Source organism: Isosphaeraceae bacterium EP7, assembly GCA_038400315.1.
In the GTDB taxonomy this organism is placed as follows: Bacteria; Planctomycetota; Planctomycetia; order Isosphaerales; family Isosphaeraceae; genus EP7.
Map to the genome: position 1 here is coordinate 5,366,845 of CP151667.1, position 14,863 is coordinate 5,381,707.

Genomic DNA, 14,863 nt, shown 5'->3' on the forward strand with positions numbered 1-14,863 from the left:
CCGAAGCCTGGCTCCCGGGAAGCTTCTCCCGTCCCAGCGTCGTGACCCAACCGGGAAGAGTCCGATGGACTCCGTCGCACCCGGCTTCGAGCCGCGATGCGTCATCCGGCGCGACGTTCCAAGTGCGCCAACGCCCGGCCCACCGGGATCGAGACGAGCATGACGACCGTGTCCGAGCCGAAGGCCGAGTGCCGAGCCGAGGCCTCACGCATCCTGGCCCGTGCCGCCTGGTTCGGTCTAGTTGCCGGCCTGGGCGAGGTCACCACGCTGACGATCCAGCACGTCAGCTCGACCTCGTCGACGCTGGGTGCGCTGCAGATGAACCGCCATTTCATCTGGATGATCCCGGCCACCCACCTCGCCGTCGCGTTGGTCGTCACCGTCCCTTTCCTCGCGGCCTCGTTCCGCTGGCCCGCCGCGGCAAGAATCGGTTCGATCCGCACGCTACTCGCGCTCACGTTGGGCTCGCTGCTGCTCCTGGTCGCCGGATTGCACGCAGGCGCGGTTGCGGTGCTGACGCTCGGCATCGCCTTCCGCGTCGCTCCGATGATCGAACGCCGCGCAGACGGCTTTGCCAGGGTTGTCCGCTACACGCTGCCTGCACTCTTCCTCATCTTCGCCGGCCTTGGTGCCGTCTCTTATCACCGGACCACGCTGGCCGAAAAGCGTGCGCTGGCCGCCTTGCCCCAGGCCTCGGCCGATGCCCCCAATGTGCTGCTCTTGGTGCTCGACACCGTACGTGCGGACCGCCTCAGCCTGCACGGGGCCGACCGCGAGACGACTCCCAACCTCGCCAGGTTGGCCGAGCAAGGGGTCACCTTCAACGAGGCACGCTCCGCCGCACCCTGGACCTACCCCTCGCACGCGAGCCTGTTCACGGGCCGCTGGCCCCGCGAGCTCAGGATCGCCGACGAGCGTCCCCTCGACTCAACCTTCCCCACGATGGCCGAATATCTCGGCGCGCATGGCTACGCCACGGCCGGCTTCATCGCCAATACCTACTATTGCAACTCCTGGTTCGGCCTGAATCGTGGCTTCGCCCATTACGAAGACTACTACGAGGCCAATGTCGTCGTCTCGATCGATGAGTCCCTCCGCTGCTCAGCCATCGGACGCAGGATCATCAAGGCTGTCTGCACTCTCGACGGCTCCCGCCCGGGCGCGCACTTCGAGACCAAGGACGCCGCCCACATCAATCACTCTTTCCTGAGTTGGCTCGACAAGCCCCGCCCCAAAGGTGCTCCCTTCTTCGCATTCCTCAATTACATGGATGCGCACGACCCGTATAGCGCGGAGCGCGAGGACGGCAAGCACTTCGGCGCCGTCCCGGAATCCCCCGAAGAGGAGGAGTTCGTCCGGGCCTGGCACCTTGCCCCCAAGAAAGTCCTCAATCCCCGCCAGGTCGACCTCGTCCGCGATCGCTACGATGACTGCATTCACTCACTCGACGAGCAACTCGGCCATCTCTTGGACGACCTGAAAACGCGAGGGCTGATGGAGAAGACCCTCATCGTCGTCACCTCGGACCACGGAGAAGGGTTCGGCGAGCATGGGTTATTCCTCCACGGCCATAGCGTCTACAGCCAGGAAACCCACGTTCCCCTGCTCATCGTGGGGCCCGGCGTCCAGCCCAGGAACCTCGACGTCGACCAACCGGTCAGCACACGCGACGTCGCCGCGACCGTCGTCGATCGCCTCAAGATCGCCGATGGCTCCCCGTTCCCCGGCCGCAGCCTCGCCCGGTTCTGGGATGCAGGCGCCATCTCACCCGGCCAGCCGGAAGAGCCCATCTTCAGCGAAGGCATGGTCCGGACCAAGATCGCCAAGAACCCCAACCGCCCCCCCGCCCAGCGCGGGCCGCTCGCCTCGGTCATCGTCGATCGTCTGCACTACATCCGCGACGCCCACGGTCGTGAGGAGTTGTACGACATCACCGTCGATCCCCACGAGGAGGTCAACCTCGTCGACGACGCGGTCCACCGGACCGCGCTCGAACGAGGCCGAGTTACCCTGGAACAGTTCGGCGGATCAGACGTCAATCGTCGCTGACCATCTCGCTCGTCGGCGGCCTGAGCGACTCGGGCACTCGACGTGGTCGGCCGCTGCTCGGGTCGATGGCCACCCAGACGCTCCGCATCCGGGCAAGGACCTCGCCCCCGACCTTGCCGATCTCGATGAATCGCTCCATCGTCGCCCCACCGGCCTTGCCGATCCAGGTCCGGGCTTCGAGGTTGTCGCCGGGGTAGGCCGGCTTAAGGTAGTCGATCTCGTGCCGCCTGACGAACCAGGCCACCCCTTCGCGGACCTCGGGCGGCACCGCCGTCATCCAGTGCGCCACGGCCGCATCCTGCGCATAACGCAAGTAGACCACGTTGTTCACATGTCCCTGGATGTCGATATCCTCGGGCTGCACCTCGATAGGGTGCACGTACACTTCGGGGTCTGCCATCCGTGCCTCGCAGCGGGCCGGCCCGCGCGACAGTCGCGCGGGCCGGCCAGGGGTGTCCCGACTGAACTCAGACGCCATTCTTCTTGAACCAGGCGAGCATCTTCGCCCAGGCGTCGTCGGCCGCTCCCTTGCGGTAGCTCGGCCGATAGTCGGCATAGAAGGCATGAGGCGTGTCGGGGTAGACGATGATCTCCGACTTCTTCTCGCCCTTCTTAAAGGCCTCTCGCAGCTTCTCCACGGTGGCGACCGGTATGCCCGTGTCGGCTGCGCCATAGAGACCTAGGACCGGCACGTCGATCTTGTCGGCGACGTCGATGGGGTGCTTCGGCTGAAGTTCCGTCGGTTCGCCCACGATCCGGCCGTACCAGGCGGCGCCCGCCTTCAGCTTCGGGTTGTGTGCCGAGTAGAGCCAGACGATGCGCCCGCCCCAGCAGAATCCCGTCGCCGCCAGCCGCTCTGTGTCCGCCTTGGCCGTCGACTTGGCGTAGGCGACCGCCGCGTCCAGGTCTGACATCACCTGGGCATCGGGGACCTTCGAGACGACCTTGGCGAAGATCTCTTTGAAATCCTGGATCTGAGAGACATCCCCCTGGCGGGCGTACAACTCAGGTGCAATGGCGAAGTAACCAAGTTTGGCAAGGCGTCGGCAGATATCCTTGATGTGCTCGTGGACCCCGAAGATCTCCTGAATGACTAGGACCGTGGGGAACGGCCCGGCGCCCTCGGGCAAAGCCCGGTAGGCGGGGATCTCGCCATCGGCGGTGGGCACCTTCACTTCGCCCGCATCGATCCCGTTGGTATCCGTCGTGATGGTCTGAGCCGAGACGGGCTGCACCGACATGGCGAACCCCGCCGCCAGGCCCGTCATCACGAATCCACGCCTGGAAACTTCCAGGCCGGGCAGCAAGCTGAGAATCTCGTCGTGCATCAGTCGTGCCTCCAGATCCCACCGACAGCCCCGGCCGACGACCCCCCGTCGAAACCAAGGCCGGAGCCATCCTAACGACCCTCATCGACCCGGGCGAGCCCGCGACGGGTTCAACCTCCCGCCGGCCCCCAGAGCGGTTCGGCCAGGGTGTTGCTCCAGGCCTTCCATTCCGCATCCAGCGACTTGACCAGGTCGGGCCGCTGGGCGCTCAGGTCCAAGGTTTCGCCGATGTCTTCCGACAAGTTGTAGAGCTTCGCCTCAGTAACGACCGCCCGCGCCCCTTTTGTCACGGGCTCGCCCGCCCTTGCGTCGACGTTCCGGTCATAGCGCACGAGCTTCCAGTCCCCCCGTCGGATCGCCGTCTGCTCTCCGAGACGCCAGAAAAGAACCTCGTGTGGCGTCCCTTCGCGGTCACCTTTCAGGAACGGGAGAACATCCACGCCGTCCAGCTTCCAATCGGGCGAGACCTCGACCCCGGCCAGGGCCAGCGCCGTCGGCAAGACATCAAGCTGGACGAGCGGCTTGTCATAGACCTTACCGGCCGGCAGGACACCCTTCCAGCTCCAGACGAAGGGCACCCTCACGCCCCCTTCGAGGGTCGTCCGCTTCGAGCCGCGTAACGGCGTATTGATCGACCCGTTGATCGTCGTGCCACCCATCGTCGGCCCGCCGTTGTCCGAGAAGAAGATGACCAGGGTGTTCTCCTCGAGCCCCTTCTCCCGCAACTTCGCCATCACGCGGCCCACCGCGTCGTCCATCGCCGAGAGCATCGCCGCGTAGGCACGCCGCCTCGGATTGCTGATCGAGGCGAACTTCGCCTCGCGCTCGGCGGTCGCCTGCATCGGCGTGTGAACCGCGTTGAAAGTGATTTCCAGGAAGAACGGCTTCTCGCCGCTCGCCTGGCGGTCGAGGAACGCGGCGGCCTCACGCCCGATCGCGTCGGTCAGGTATTCCGTCTCTTTCACGACCTCTTCGCCGCGAAAGATCGGGGCCCCTTCGCCAGGCTGGTACGGGTGGGCCCCGCCCAGGAAGCCGTAGAACTCGCCGAAGCCTCGCTTCAGCGGATGGAACTTGGGCGCACCGCCTAGATGCCACTTGCCGATCAGGGCCGTTGCATAGCCCGCTTTCGTCAGGCGATCGGCGATGGTCACCTCGGACGTCGGCAGCCCGGAGGTCGGCCCGCTCGGGTTGAACTCATGCCCGAATCGCTGCTGATACCGGCCCGTCAGCAAGCCCGCACGCGTCGGGCTGCAATAGGGACCGGTCACATAGCCATTCGAGCACCGGACACCCCCCGCGGCCAGCGCGTCGATGTGCGGCGTCGGGATCTCCTGACCCGCCTGGAATCCGAGGTCGGAGTATCCCAGGTCATCCGCCACGATCAGCACGATGTTAGGCGTCTTCGCCGCATGCACCTCGCCTGACGCGACACCCAGCCCGATGACTAGCCCCGAAATCAATCGCTTCAGTCCGCCGCCAATCAACATCAAAGCCTCCCAATCGGCCATCCTGAATGAGATGCCCGAAGTTCCGCAGAAGTATGCAAGTCTCGGGGTGAGGCCGGTCGCACTGTCGAAAGAATGACCGACGGGCCACACCCCGCTCCTCCGTCGAGCTTGCCGCGAACTCCGTCGGACCCCGCCGATCGGCAACATCCTGTTGACGGCCGTCGGAACGAGGGGGTCGATCTCGGGACATGGTCTGGACTTCCAGCACATGCCAACCCCCCCGCCGGCGTGGACGCGTCGCACTCCACGAAGAAACAAGGTGCGGCTCGCTCGAGTTCAAACGCAGATCTCGTGGCAAGCTGCCGCCCGCAAGACGCGAGGCGGGCACAAGCACCCGCGAGAATCCGCAATGTTCAGCGGAAGGGGACGATCAATTCGCCTGGCTCACGGCAAACGCCGGCCGACAACCTGCGGCGGAGTCCACGGTCTCGCGGGCGACCAGGCCCGTCAGCCGATCGAGCCGCCGAGTCGGCGAGCCCGCGTCGAGGAATTCGGAGTTGACCCGGAGCCAACGCAAGACCGAGCGGGCCTCGAGGCCCGTCAGCCTGACCTCGCAACGCGCATCTCCCGCCTGGCCCGAGAACCCGAGCCGGAGCTGGGGACCGTCCGAATCGGTCTCGACGACCGCATAGGCCAGGAGCGAAGGATTGATCAGCACGTCACCCGCCGCCAGAAAGCTCTTCATGGCATCGTCATCCCTATCCGCAAGCCGCAGGATTGGACTACGTCCGCCCGACCGACCATCACCACGACCTCGAACCACGAAGTCGTGCAACCCGAAACAAAACCACCCTCGCCATGTCGAGGCCAACGCATCTTTGGCTTCGATTGGCAGAAAATCAACCCCTTTATTCACAATCTCGATCGTAATTATCGAGATTTGAATTGTGTCGCCTCTAGATTTGCTTCAGGCATCTCTTTGCGTGCTTGAACCGATACCAGGCCAACATTACCCGGGGCCATTGTTCCCTTTGACGAAGACGGCGTAGATTTCCCGTGAACCTGGCGATTTCCTTGCGCATGCTCGGTCCAGGTCGCGAGCGGACTGGGAGACAATCGATTCACGGTTGCGCGAAATGGCTTTAGGACTTCGATCCAAAGTAGCCGGTTTCGAATCTTCAACTGGAAGGGACGAGTTCACCCGAACGGTGTTCGGCTCTCGCGTCAGCGTGTAACCCTGGCCTCGCCCTGCGATCGGTGGAGGTAAAGATGGGCCTGGATCCCTGCCCTCACTGCAAATCGATTCGAACGACCCTGGGCCATCTCACCGCTCAAGAGCAAACACCGGCCTCGAACTTCATTCCTTCCAAGACCCGATTTTCCTTCCAAAGTTTCCTGCCGGTCGAGCTCACGGATCCAATGGTCCATGCCTGCATAAATTTGCGGGCTTGTCTGGTCAGAAGTCTCCCCGACATCGCTGTTGAGCGTCATCGAAAAGAATGGGCGCGAGGTCGCCCGACAGGTCATCGACGACCGACTTCCCGTCATCAAAGACCCTAACTTTGAAGTCGTCCTCGACCCAATCCGAGAGGTTGACTGTCTCATTCTGTACAACCAGGCCCCAACCGCCCCCCGACACCTTCGGGAGACGGCACCCATCATCTGGGATCAGGCAATCGAAGCCGTTCGTCACTGGGCCGACATGCCGCGTGAGGCGAATACGCCCTCTATGGCTGGGAAACAAAATCGTTCGTCGACGATGAGCTTGCCTGATGGAGGGACCACGGCTCGAAAATTTAGATCACCACGTCCTTGCACGCGAAGATCGGCCCTTCCAGGCAGACGCGCCGCAGGTCGGTCGAGCCGTCGGGCTGGCGGATCGGCGTCACGCAACTGAAACAGGCTCCGAAGCCGCAGGCCATGCTGTTCTCGAGAGATAAGTCGCAGTCCAGATCGTGTCGAATCGCGATTTTCGAGAGCGCCGACAGCATCGGGGCCGGGCCGCAGCCGATCACCTTGGCCGGCTTCGAGCCCGCCTCCAACCGTTTCGCCAACAAGTCGGTCACGTATCCGCGAGTTCCGGCCGATCCGTCGTCGGTCGCGACCTCGACCTCCAGGCCACCGGTGGCAAAGTCAGCGAGGCCAGCGAGCAGGCCGGCATCCCGGGCCCCATAAAGCAGCGTGGCCGACGTCGAGGCGGTATTGCCTTGGTAAGTACGACCGGCATAGGCCTGCCGGCCCAGCCACCACTTGCCCAGGGCCAGGAACGGCGTCTGACCGATACCGCCCGCGACGAACACCGCATGCCCGCCCGCCTTGGGTGGCCCGAACCCATTGCCCAGCGGCCCCCAGACGAGCACTTGGTCGCCGGACCTTCGCATGGCCAGCGCCGAAGTCCCCCGACCCACAACGAGATAGACGACGTCGATCGCCCAGGGCTCTCCGCTCGCATCCTCGACCACGTCGTAGAGCGCAAACGGTCTTCCGAGCAACGGATCGGTCGATCCGTTCGGCCGGATCATCACGAACTGGCCGGGCTGGATCGCCCGAGCCAGCACCGGAACTTCGAGTCGGATCCGATAGGTATCCCGCGCAACGGCGACATTCTCGACGACGGTCGCCATGACGCGGGTGGCCTGAGACGCAACGAGTTCTGCCGCCACGTCCTTGATCTCCCGACCTCGACTGAATCCGAATCTCGACGCCCAGCGACCACTGGCCCGAGGCCCACGGGACTGGCCATTCTGACCAGGCCGTCGCCCCCCGACAATGCGAAACGGGCCGATCGCGGCAGCCTTGGCTGGCGCGATCGGCCCGTCGTCGGATGATCTCGTCTCGTCCCGCGAGGATCGATCAGTTATTGGTCGCGCCGACAAGTTCGGGCTCGCCGTCCGTATGACTTTTGCGTAGGCCCTTGGCCTTGGGCTTCGACTCCGCGGCGAGCCTCACGGCGTCGAGCGGGGCGGGCTCATTCAATTCTGATTTGGGGGTCACCTTGGCGTACTTGACCGATTTTGCCAGGCCAACCATCTGCATCGCCCGGATGGCGATGTAGGTGGTGTCGATCTCCCACCAGGCCAGGCCGTGGGCGGCCGAGGTCTGGAAGGCGTGGTGGTTGTTGTGCCAGCCTTCGCCGTAGGTGATCAGGGCGACCCACCAGAGATTCGTCGACTTGTCGCGGGTCTCGTAGCTGCGGTAGCCCCAGACGTGCGTGGCCGAGTTCACCAGCCAGGTGGCGTGCTGCACCAGGATGGTCCGGACAAAAAAGCCCCAAACCAGGTAGGGCATCCCGCCGATTGCGAAGAGCGCACCAGCCAGCGCGATCGGGAACAGGATGTTCCACTTCTCGATCCAGCGCAGGACCGGGTCGCGGTACAGGTCGGGAGCCCAGCGGTTGAAGTACTCGGGCGAATGCGCGGCGTCGGCGTCGGGCAACATGAACCAGATCATGTGGGCCCAGCCGAAACCACGCGGGTTGGGGCTGTGGACGTCGTTCTCTTCATCGGAAAAGGCGTGGTGCCTGCGGTGGTCGGACACCCAGGCGATCGGGCCGCCTTCCGAGGCGGTCGTGCCGATGATCACCAGCACATATTCGAGCCACTTGGGCCTGGTGGCGAAGCTCCGGTGCGTCAGCAGCCGGTGGTACGTCATGCAGATCCCGATGCCGCCACTGAGCCAGTGCAGGAAGAGGCAGACGAGCAGGGCGTTCCAGGAGAAATACGCCGGATTGAACGCGAGCAAGGCGCCAATATGTAACGCCGCGATCCAGATCAGAGGGCCCCAGGCGACTCCGCTCGACTCCGGCCGGCTAACGGTCTGTGTCGACATGCTGATCCTTCGATGGTTCGAAAAGGCAGGGGGCGCGATCAGGGCGGTGGACCGACTCTCGGGGGCTACTTCCCCGAGCCGAGTCGCGCCGCGAAGCGGGCTCACATTCGTCGCCGGGACCAGACCCAACCTCCGGGATGACCCGGACGAGGGGCGATCGACACGCCGCTCCAACCGTATAAGGACACGACCGACGAACGAAATCGCTTGGCCCCAGCATTTTGGCGGCCCATCCCCGTCCACGCAACCCCGCTCGCCACGTCCTGTTCCGCCATCAGCGAAATTTTTTCTGCAAATTTGACAAAAGAAAACGGAGGGTTACATCAAATCGTCGATGGCTTTGGCCCACAGAGCCACAGAAGTTCACTGACGTCGGGAAATGATCCAGCAAGTCCCACTGATCTTTCAGACCAGTCAGAAGTTCCCTGGAACAATTTCTCCCATCGATCATCGAGCCGGGTAAACTTTCAAATCGCCTCGAACTCAACGATCCAACTCTTCGCGCTGAGCATTTCGATTCATTTCCGCTCAAAAACGAACAAATTAAACCGTCCTCGAGGAATTGACTCGACTCAGGCGAAAGGACGGGACAAACCCGATCAAACTTGGAACTTCCAAAAATTCCCCTTTATACTTCACGGCGCGACCCGCTCGAGGATCGTCACGCGGTTGCATTCTTGCCGACATCCCACCGGCTCGCCGAGATTTCCGCGGGTCGCAATTTTGGGGCTCGGCAAATCCCAACTTGCAAGAGATAAAATTCATGCGTGGATGTTTCTGTGACGGGAGGTCCATCCGGCTCCGAACCGATCTGCCCGAACCGGTCCCCGCCGCCGGGGAGGTCCGCCTCAAGGTCAGGCGTGTCGGGATCTGCGACACGGACATTCAGCTCGCCCGCGGATACATGGGGTTCCGGGGGATCCTCGGCCATGAATTCGTGGCCGAGACCGAGGACGGCCGACGCGTCACGGCCGAGATCAACAACGCATGCCACAGTTGTCCCACCTGCCTGGCCGGACGGCCGGGTCACTGCCCCAATCGCACGGTGCTCGGGATTCTCGGGCACGACGGGGCCATGGCCGATCTCGTCTGCGTGCCCGGGCGTAATCTGCACCCGATCCCCGACCATGTGTCCGATGACCTGGCCGTCTTCATCGAGCCGCTCGCCGCCGCATTTCGCATCGCCGAGCAGGTCGACCTGGATCCGTCCGTGAGGGTGGCGATCCTCGGAGACGGCAAGCTCGGCCTGCTCTGCGCCTGGGCCACTCGCCTGACGGGTGCCCAAGTCGAACTGATCGGCAAGCACCCGGCGAAGCTCGCGCTGGCCGGGCCCGGCATCGCCGTGCACACCCTCGAAGAGGCCGAGACGCTAGCCCATACCTTCGACGTCGTGGTCGACTGCACCGGCTCGCCTACGGGCCTGGCGGGTGCCCTTAAGCTGGTCCGGCCATGCGGAACCGTGGTCCTGAAGACGACGGTGGCCGGCGAACATTCCTTGAACCTCGCGCCGGCCGTGGTCGACGAGGTCCGGATCGTCGGATCCCGCTGTGGGCCCTTCTCAAGGGCCATCGCCGCACTGGCAGCGGGCGAAGTTGACGTTCGCCCGCTGATCGAGGCCGAATATCGTCTGGACGACGTCGAGGAGGCCTTCCGTGTCGCGAGCCGGAACGGGGCCCGCAAAGTGATCCTCTCCGTTCTCTAGCCGGACCTCAGATGTCGATGTCCTTGGCGGTGTAGGCCTCGGCCATGATGAACTTGAACCGGGGCTCGGCCTCTTTACCCATCAGGTCGGAGACCGTCCGGTCGGTGAACGGGCGGTCGGCGTCGGGCACGGTCACTCTCAGCAGCCGCCGCCTGGCCGGGTCGAGCGTGGTTTCGAACAGAAGCGACGCCGGCATCTCGCCCAGGCCTTTGAACCGAGTGATATTGGGCTTCGCGTTCGCCGGCAGCTTGGCGATCGCACGGTCGCGGCTGGCATCGTCGGCCGCCCAGAAGGTCTCCTGTCCCCAGCTGATCTTGTACAGCGGGGGGCAGGCCAGGAAGAGCCGCCCTTCGGCCAGCAGATTCGGCAGATGCCGGTAGAAGAAGGTCATCAGAAGGGTGGCGATGTGGTGCCCGTCGCTGTCGGCGTCGGTGAGCAGGATCACCTTGCCGTACCGCAGTCGGCTGGCGTCGTACTGGTCGTCCATCCCGCAGCCGAGGGCGCTGACGAGGTCGGTCAGCTCCTTGTTGTCCAGCATCTTGGCCCGGCCCGCCTGCTCGACGTTGAGCACCTTTCCTTTGAGGGGCAAGATCGCCTGCACATCGCGGTCTCGCCCCTGCTTGGCCGAACCGCCGGCCGAGTCACCCTCGACGATGAACAGCTCGGACTCCTCGGGGTTCGTGCTGTCGCAGTCGTGGAGCTTGCCCGGCAGGTTCAATCGAGTCGAGATCGCCGTCTTGCGGCGGACCTGCGAGGCCGCGGCGCGGCTGGCCTCGCGGGCCTTGGCCGCCTGGATGACGCGCATCGCCACCGCGTCGCCGACCGACTTGTTCTTCAGCAGGAAGTCTTCCAGCCGAGGTCGGATCAACGACTCGACCAGTCCTTTAACCTCGGGATTATTCAGCCGCCCCTTGGTCTGACCCTGGAACTGAGGCTCGTGGACGAAGATGGAGAGGATCGCCGTCAGCCCCTCGCGGATGTCCTCCCCCTTGATCTCGGTCCCCTTCTTCACCAGGTCGTGGGCCGCCATGAACTTCTGGACCGCCGCGCGCACCGCCTGGCCAAGCCCCTGCTCGTGGGTGCCGCCGTCGACGGTGGGGATCGTGTTGACGAACGACTTGACCGCCTCGTCGGTCGACTCGGTCCAGGCCAGGGCGACGTGGCAGCGGATTCCATCGGCCACTTCTTCTCGTTCCAGGACGAACGGCAAGGCCGCGACGCGCTGGTCGGCGCGGCTCTCGTTCATGGCCGCCAAGAAGTCGACCACGCCCCCGTCGTGCCGGTACTCGGTCGACGTCCCCGCCTTGAGGTCCTGGAACTGGATCACCAGACCCTTGTTCAGGAAGGTTTTGACCTCGAGCCGCTCGGCGATCAGCGACGCGTCGTAATGGACGTCCCTGAAGATTTCGGGGTCGGGCGTGAACGTGACGGAGGTTCCCGTCCCGCGCGCCGGCTCCCCCTTCTGCACCGGCCCCTGCACCTTCCCCTTGCGGAAGTGCTGGGTGAACACGAATCCGTCGCGTCGGACCTGGACCTCCAGGTGGCTGCTCAGCGCATTGACCACGCTGGCCCCGACCCCGTGCAAGCCGCCGGCCACCTTGTAGGCGTCGTTGTCGAACTTACCGCCGGCGTGCAGGGTGGTGAAGACCGTTTCCAGGGCGCTGATGCCCGTCTTGGAGTGGGCGTCGACGGGGATCCCTCGGCCATTGTCGACGACCGTCAGAGACTTACCGTCGGCTGCCAGGGTCACCGAGATCCGGGTGGCGTGGCCGTTCATGACCTCGTCCACGGAGTTGTCGACGATCTCCCAGAGCAGGTGGTGGAGGCCCGTCTTCTCGGTCCCACCGATGTACATGCCGGGGCGGCGTCTGACGGCCTCGAGGCCCTCCAGTACGGTGATCGAATCGGCGGTATAGGCTCCCGAGGACATCGCTCTTCCTTTCAGCCACTTCGGGCCAACCTCATCGAATGGCCCGATTGGCCAGCAACGGCACGTCAACTTCGATCAAAGATCCATCACGTCCTCGACGGGCGGGATCGGCTTGGCGTCCTCGTGGACGACCGCGTCGAGCGTGCCGCGCTGGAGGACGCCGTAGCCCTTGCCGCCTCGGGAGGTGACCGGATACTTGGTCGCCCGGACGAACTGGATCGCCCCTCGGCTCGTCCGGACCTGCAATCCTTCGCGTTTCCGGTCGGCCAGCGTGAAACCGAGCACCTTGTCGTCGGCGTCGAGCTTGATCGCCCCGACCCCTTTGGCGGTGCCCGAGACCACGTTGACTTCCTGGACGTGGAAGATGAGAACCCGTGCCGACCGGGTCGCCAGGCAAATGTTCTCGGTGCCGTCGGAGCACTCGACGCCCACGACCAGGTCATCGGGCCTCGTCGCGTCGAGCCGAATGACCGACCTGCCCTTACGGGTCGAGACCGTGGAATGGGCCGCGAGCGAGCATCGCAGGACCTTGCCGCCTGCCGTCATCGCCACCGCGTAGGGGGGCGGCGGGACGTCGGGAGCATGGCCGTTTGTCCCCTCGCCGTTGACCTTCGACAGCTCACCGCCGAGGAGCTTCTGCACGGGGCTGGTCGGGGTGACTGCGGTGCTGGAGACCCTGGGCAGGCACCTGGGATCGTGGCAGGCGACGCCGACAATGTGCTCGTTGTCCTCGAAGGCGAAGACGGTCCGGATCGGCTCGCCGTGACCGGTCGTCTGCGGAATGTCGTTGACCCGCATCGTGTAGGCCACGCCCCGATCGGTGAAGAACGTGATCGTCTGGCGGGCACGGGCGCGATAGACCCAGCCGACCCGGTCTTCCTCGCGGACCCGGATCGACGGCACATCGGCGAACGACTTCTGGCGCTTGAACCAGCCGTCGCGGGTGACGATGACCCAGGAGTCGTCGTCGACGATGTAATCTTCCTCGCGGAACTCGACCACCGGTGGCGGGCCGGAGAGCGTCGTCCGTCGTTCGTCGCCGTAGGCCCTGGAGATCTCTCGCAGCTCGACGCGGATGATCTGCCAGCGCGCCGGCTCGTCGGCCAGAAGCCGCTGGATCTCGGCGGCGCGGTCCCGGCGGGCTTTCAGCTCGTCGCGGATCTCCTGGATCTCGAGCTTTCCCAGGCGGTAGAGCTTCGTCTCCAGGATCGCGTCGGCCTGCAGGTCGCTCAGGCCGAAGCGGTCGATCAGCTTGGGCGCGGCGTCGGGCTTGCCGTCGCTCGCCCGGATGATCCGGATTGCCTCGTCGAGGTGGTCGAAGACGATCTCGAAGCCTTCGAGAATGTGGATCCGTCGGAGCAGGTTGTTCAGCTCGTTCGTCAGCCTGCGGGTGACGATCTCCAGCCTGAAATCGAGGAAATGCAGCAGCATTCCGCGCAAGTCGAGCCGCTCGGGCACTGCGACCTCGGCCCCGGCCGACGGCAGCAGGCAGGTCATGTTGACGTTGAAGTTCGTCTGGAGCGGCGTGTTCTTGAACAGATACGCCAGCGCGGCCTCGGCGTTGGCCCCGGGCCGCAGCTCGAGCTGGATCCGGATGTCCTCGGTGCTCAGATCCTTAACGTTTGTGAGCTGCGGAACCTGACCTTTGCCGATCAGCTCACCGATGCGCAAGACCAAGGCGTCCTTCTCGACGCTGTACGGGATCGACGTGATGATCAGAGTATTCGCGCGATCTCCATCGGGCTCGTAGGTCCCCCGCAGCTTGATCGAACCCTGGCCAGTCGCGTAGATCGATCGGAGCTCGTCGGCGGAGTTAAGGATGACCCCGCCGGTGGGGAAGTCCGGGCCTGGGATGTGCTGGGTGAGGATTTCGAGTGGGGTTTCGCGGTCGGTCATCAGGACGTCGAGCGCCTTGCAGAGCTCTTTCAGGTTGTGCGGCGGGATGTTCGTCGCCATCCCCACCGCAATGCCCGTCGCCCCGTTGAGCAGAAGGTTGGGGAACTGGGCCGGCAGGACCTCGGGCTCTTCGGTCGTCGACGCGTAGTTTGGCCTGAGATCGACGGTCCGATCACGCAATTCCTCGAGCAGTTCCTCGGCAATCGGCATCAGGCGGCATTCGGTGTACCGCATCGCCGCGGGCGGGTCGCCGTCGATCGACCCGAAGTTGCCGTACCCCTCGACCAGGGGGTAGCGCAGGCTGAAGGACTGGGCCATGCGGACGAGGGCGTCGTAGATCGACTGGTCCCCGTGGGGGTGATAGCTCTTCATCACCTCGCCGACGACCGCGGCCGACTTCATGTAGCGGCCGTCGGAGGTGATCCGCAGGTCGGTGGCCATGGCGTACAAGATGCGCCGCTGCACCGGCTTGAGTCCGTCGCGGACGTCGGGCAGGGCTCTCGACGTGATGACGCTCAGCGCGTAATTGAGGTAGCGCGAGCGAGTCGCCTCGGCGAGCGAAACATCCTCGACGATGGGCTTGGGCTTCGGCTCGCCCACGCCCATCCCGCCACCACCCTGTCGCCTTGTCCGCTTGGCCATAACTGCCGCGATCCTTCAACTAGCGTCCATACCGTGCGGG

General features: G+C 64.5%; 10 protein-coding genes. 2 read left to right on the forward strand and 8 right to left on the reverse strand.

Translation table 11 applies throughout. The annotated features are described in order from the left end of the window. Positions 1–159: 159 nt before the first annotated feature. Positions 160–2,049, forward strand: coding sequence for a sulfatase (locus EP7_RS20880; RefSeq protein ID WP_463524079.1), 1,890 nt, complete (start codon positions 160–162; stop codon positions 2,047–2,049). Here EP7_RS20880 and EP7_RS20885 read toward each other — a convergent pair. The 6 genes from EP7_RS20885 to EP7_RS20910 form a co-directional block, all read right to left on the reverse strand. Then, positions 2,036–2,449 carry an acyl-CoA thioesterase gene (locus tag EP7_RS20885; protein ID WP_463524080.1) on the reverse strand — a complete coding sequence of 138 codons (414 nt, stop codon included), beginning with the start codon at positions 2,447–2,449 and terminating at the stop codon, positions 2,036–2,038. The genes EP7_RS20880 and EP7_RS20885 overlap by 14 nt on opposite strands. Before the next feature lie 67 nt (positions 2,450–2,516). After that, the gene (locus EP7_RS20890) at positions 2,517–3,377 is read right to left on the reverse strand and encodes a dienelactone hydrolase family protein (protein WP_463524081.1); all 861 of its coding nucleotides are present in this window, start codon (positions 3,375–3,377) and stop codon (positions 2,517–2,519) included. A gap of 110 nt (positions 3,378–3,487) precedes the next feature. Then, positions 3,488–4,864 (reverse strand): sulfatase-like hydrolase/transferase, encoded by a 1,377-nt coding sequence (locus EP7_RS20895; RefSeq protein ID WP_463524082.1) that lies wholly within the window; start codon positions 4,862–4,864, stop codon positions 3,488–3,490. A gap of 391 nt (positions 4,865–5,255) precedes the next feature. Beyond that, positions 5,256–5,570, reverse strand: coding sequence for a hypothetical protein (locus EP7_RS20900; protein ID WP_463524083.1), 315 nt, complete (start codon positions 5,568–5,570; stop codon positions 5,256–5,258). Positions 5,571–6,621: 1,051 nt separating this feature from the next. Next, a complete protein-coding gene (locus EP7_RS20905) occupies positions 6,622–7,488 on the reverse strand; it encodes a dihydroorotate dehydrogenase electron transfer subunit (RefSeq protein ID WP_463524084.1) in 867 nt (288 codons plus the stop codon). A 190-nt stretch (positions 7,489–7,678) separates the two neighbouring features. Beyond that, the gene (locus tag EP7_RS20910) at positions 7,679–8,653 is read right to left on the reverse strand and encodes an acyl-CoA desaturase (protein WP_463524085.1); all 975 of its coding nucleotides are present in this window, start codon (positions 8,651–8,653) and stop codon (positions 7,679–7,681) included. 763 nt (positions 8,654–9,416) lie between these two features. On the opposite strand from EP7_RS20910, the gene EP7_RS20915 reads away from it, so the two are divergent. Then, positions 9,417–10,355, forward strand: a complete 939-nt coding sequence (locus tag EP7_RS20915; RefSeq protein WP_463524086.1) for an MDR/zinc-dependent alcohol dehydrogenase-like family protein — start codon at positions 9,417–9,419, stop codon at positions 10,353–10,355. A gap of 7 nt (positions 10,356–10,362) precedes the next feature. On the opposite strand, the gene EP7_RS20920 is transcribed toward EP7_RS20915, so the two are convergent. Next, positions 10,363–12,285: a DNA gyrase/topoisomerase IV subunit B gene (locus tag EP7_RS20920; protein WP_463524087.1), complete on the reverse strand. Its 1,923-nt coding sequence runs from the start codon at positions 12,283–12,285 to the stop codon at positions 10,363–10,365. A 75-nt stretch (positions 12,286–12,360) separates the two neighbouring features. Next, positions 12,361–14,823: a DNA gyrase/topoisomerase IV subunit A gene (locus EP7_RS20925; RefSeq protein WP_463524088.1), complete on the reverse strand. Its 2,463-nt coding sequence runs from the start codon at positions 14,821–14,823 to the stop codon at positions 12,361–12,363. Positions 14,824–14,863 lie beyond the last annotated feature (40 nt).

Coding starts and splice junctions, on each gene's coding strand:
- EP7_RS20880 (WP_463524079.1), top strand. CDS start 160: ATGACGACCGTGTCCGAGCCGAAGGCCGAGTGCCGAGCCGAGGCCTCA.
- EP7_RS20885 (WP_463524080.1), bottom strand. CDS start 2,449: ATGGCAGACCCCGAAGTGTACGTGCACCCTATCGAGGTGCAGCCCGAG.
- EP7_RS20890 (WP_463524081.1), bottom strand. CDS start 3,377: ATGCACGACGAGATTCTCAGCTTGCTGCCCGGCCTGGAAGTTTCCAGG.
- EP7_RS20895 (WP_463524082.1), bottom strand. CDS start 4,864: ATGTTGATTGGCGGCGGACTGAAGCGATTGATTTCGGGGCTAGTCATC.
- EP7_RS20900 (WP_463524083.1), bottom strand. CDS start 5,570: ATGAAGAGCTTTCTGGCGGCGGGTGACGTGCTGATCAATCCTTCGCTC.
- EP7_RS20910 (WP_463524085.1), bottom strand. CDS start 8,653: ATGTCGACACAGACCGTTAGCCGGCCGGAGTCGAGCGGAGTCGCCTGG.
- EP7_RS20915 (WP_463524086.1), top strand. CDS start 9,417: ATGCGTGGATGTTTCTGTGACGGGAGGTCCATCCGGCTCCGAACCGAT.
- EP7_RS20920 (WP_463524087.1), bottom strand. CDS start 12,285: ATGTCCTCGGGAGCCTATACCGCCGATTCGATCACCGTACTGGAGGGC.
- EP7_RS20925 (WP_463524088.1), bottom strand. CDS start 14,823: ATGGCCAAGCGGACAAGGCGACAGGGTGGTGGCGGGATGGGCGTGGGC.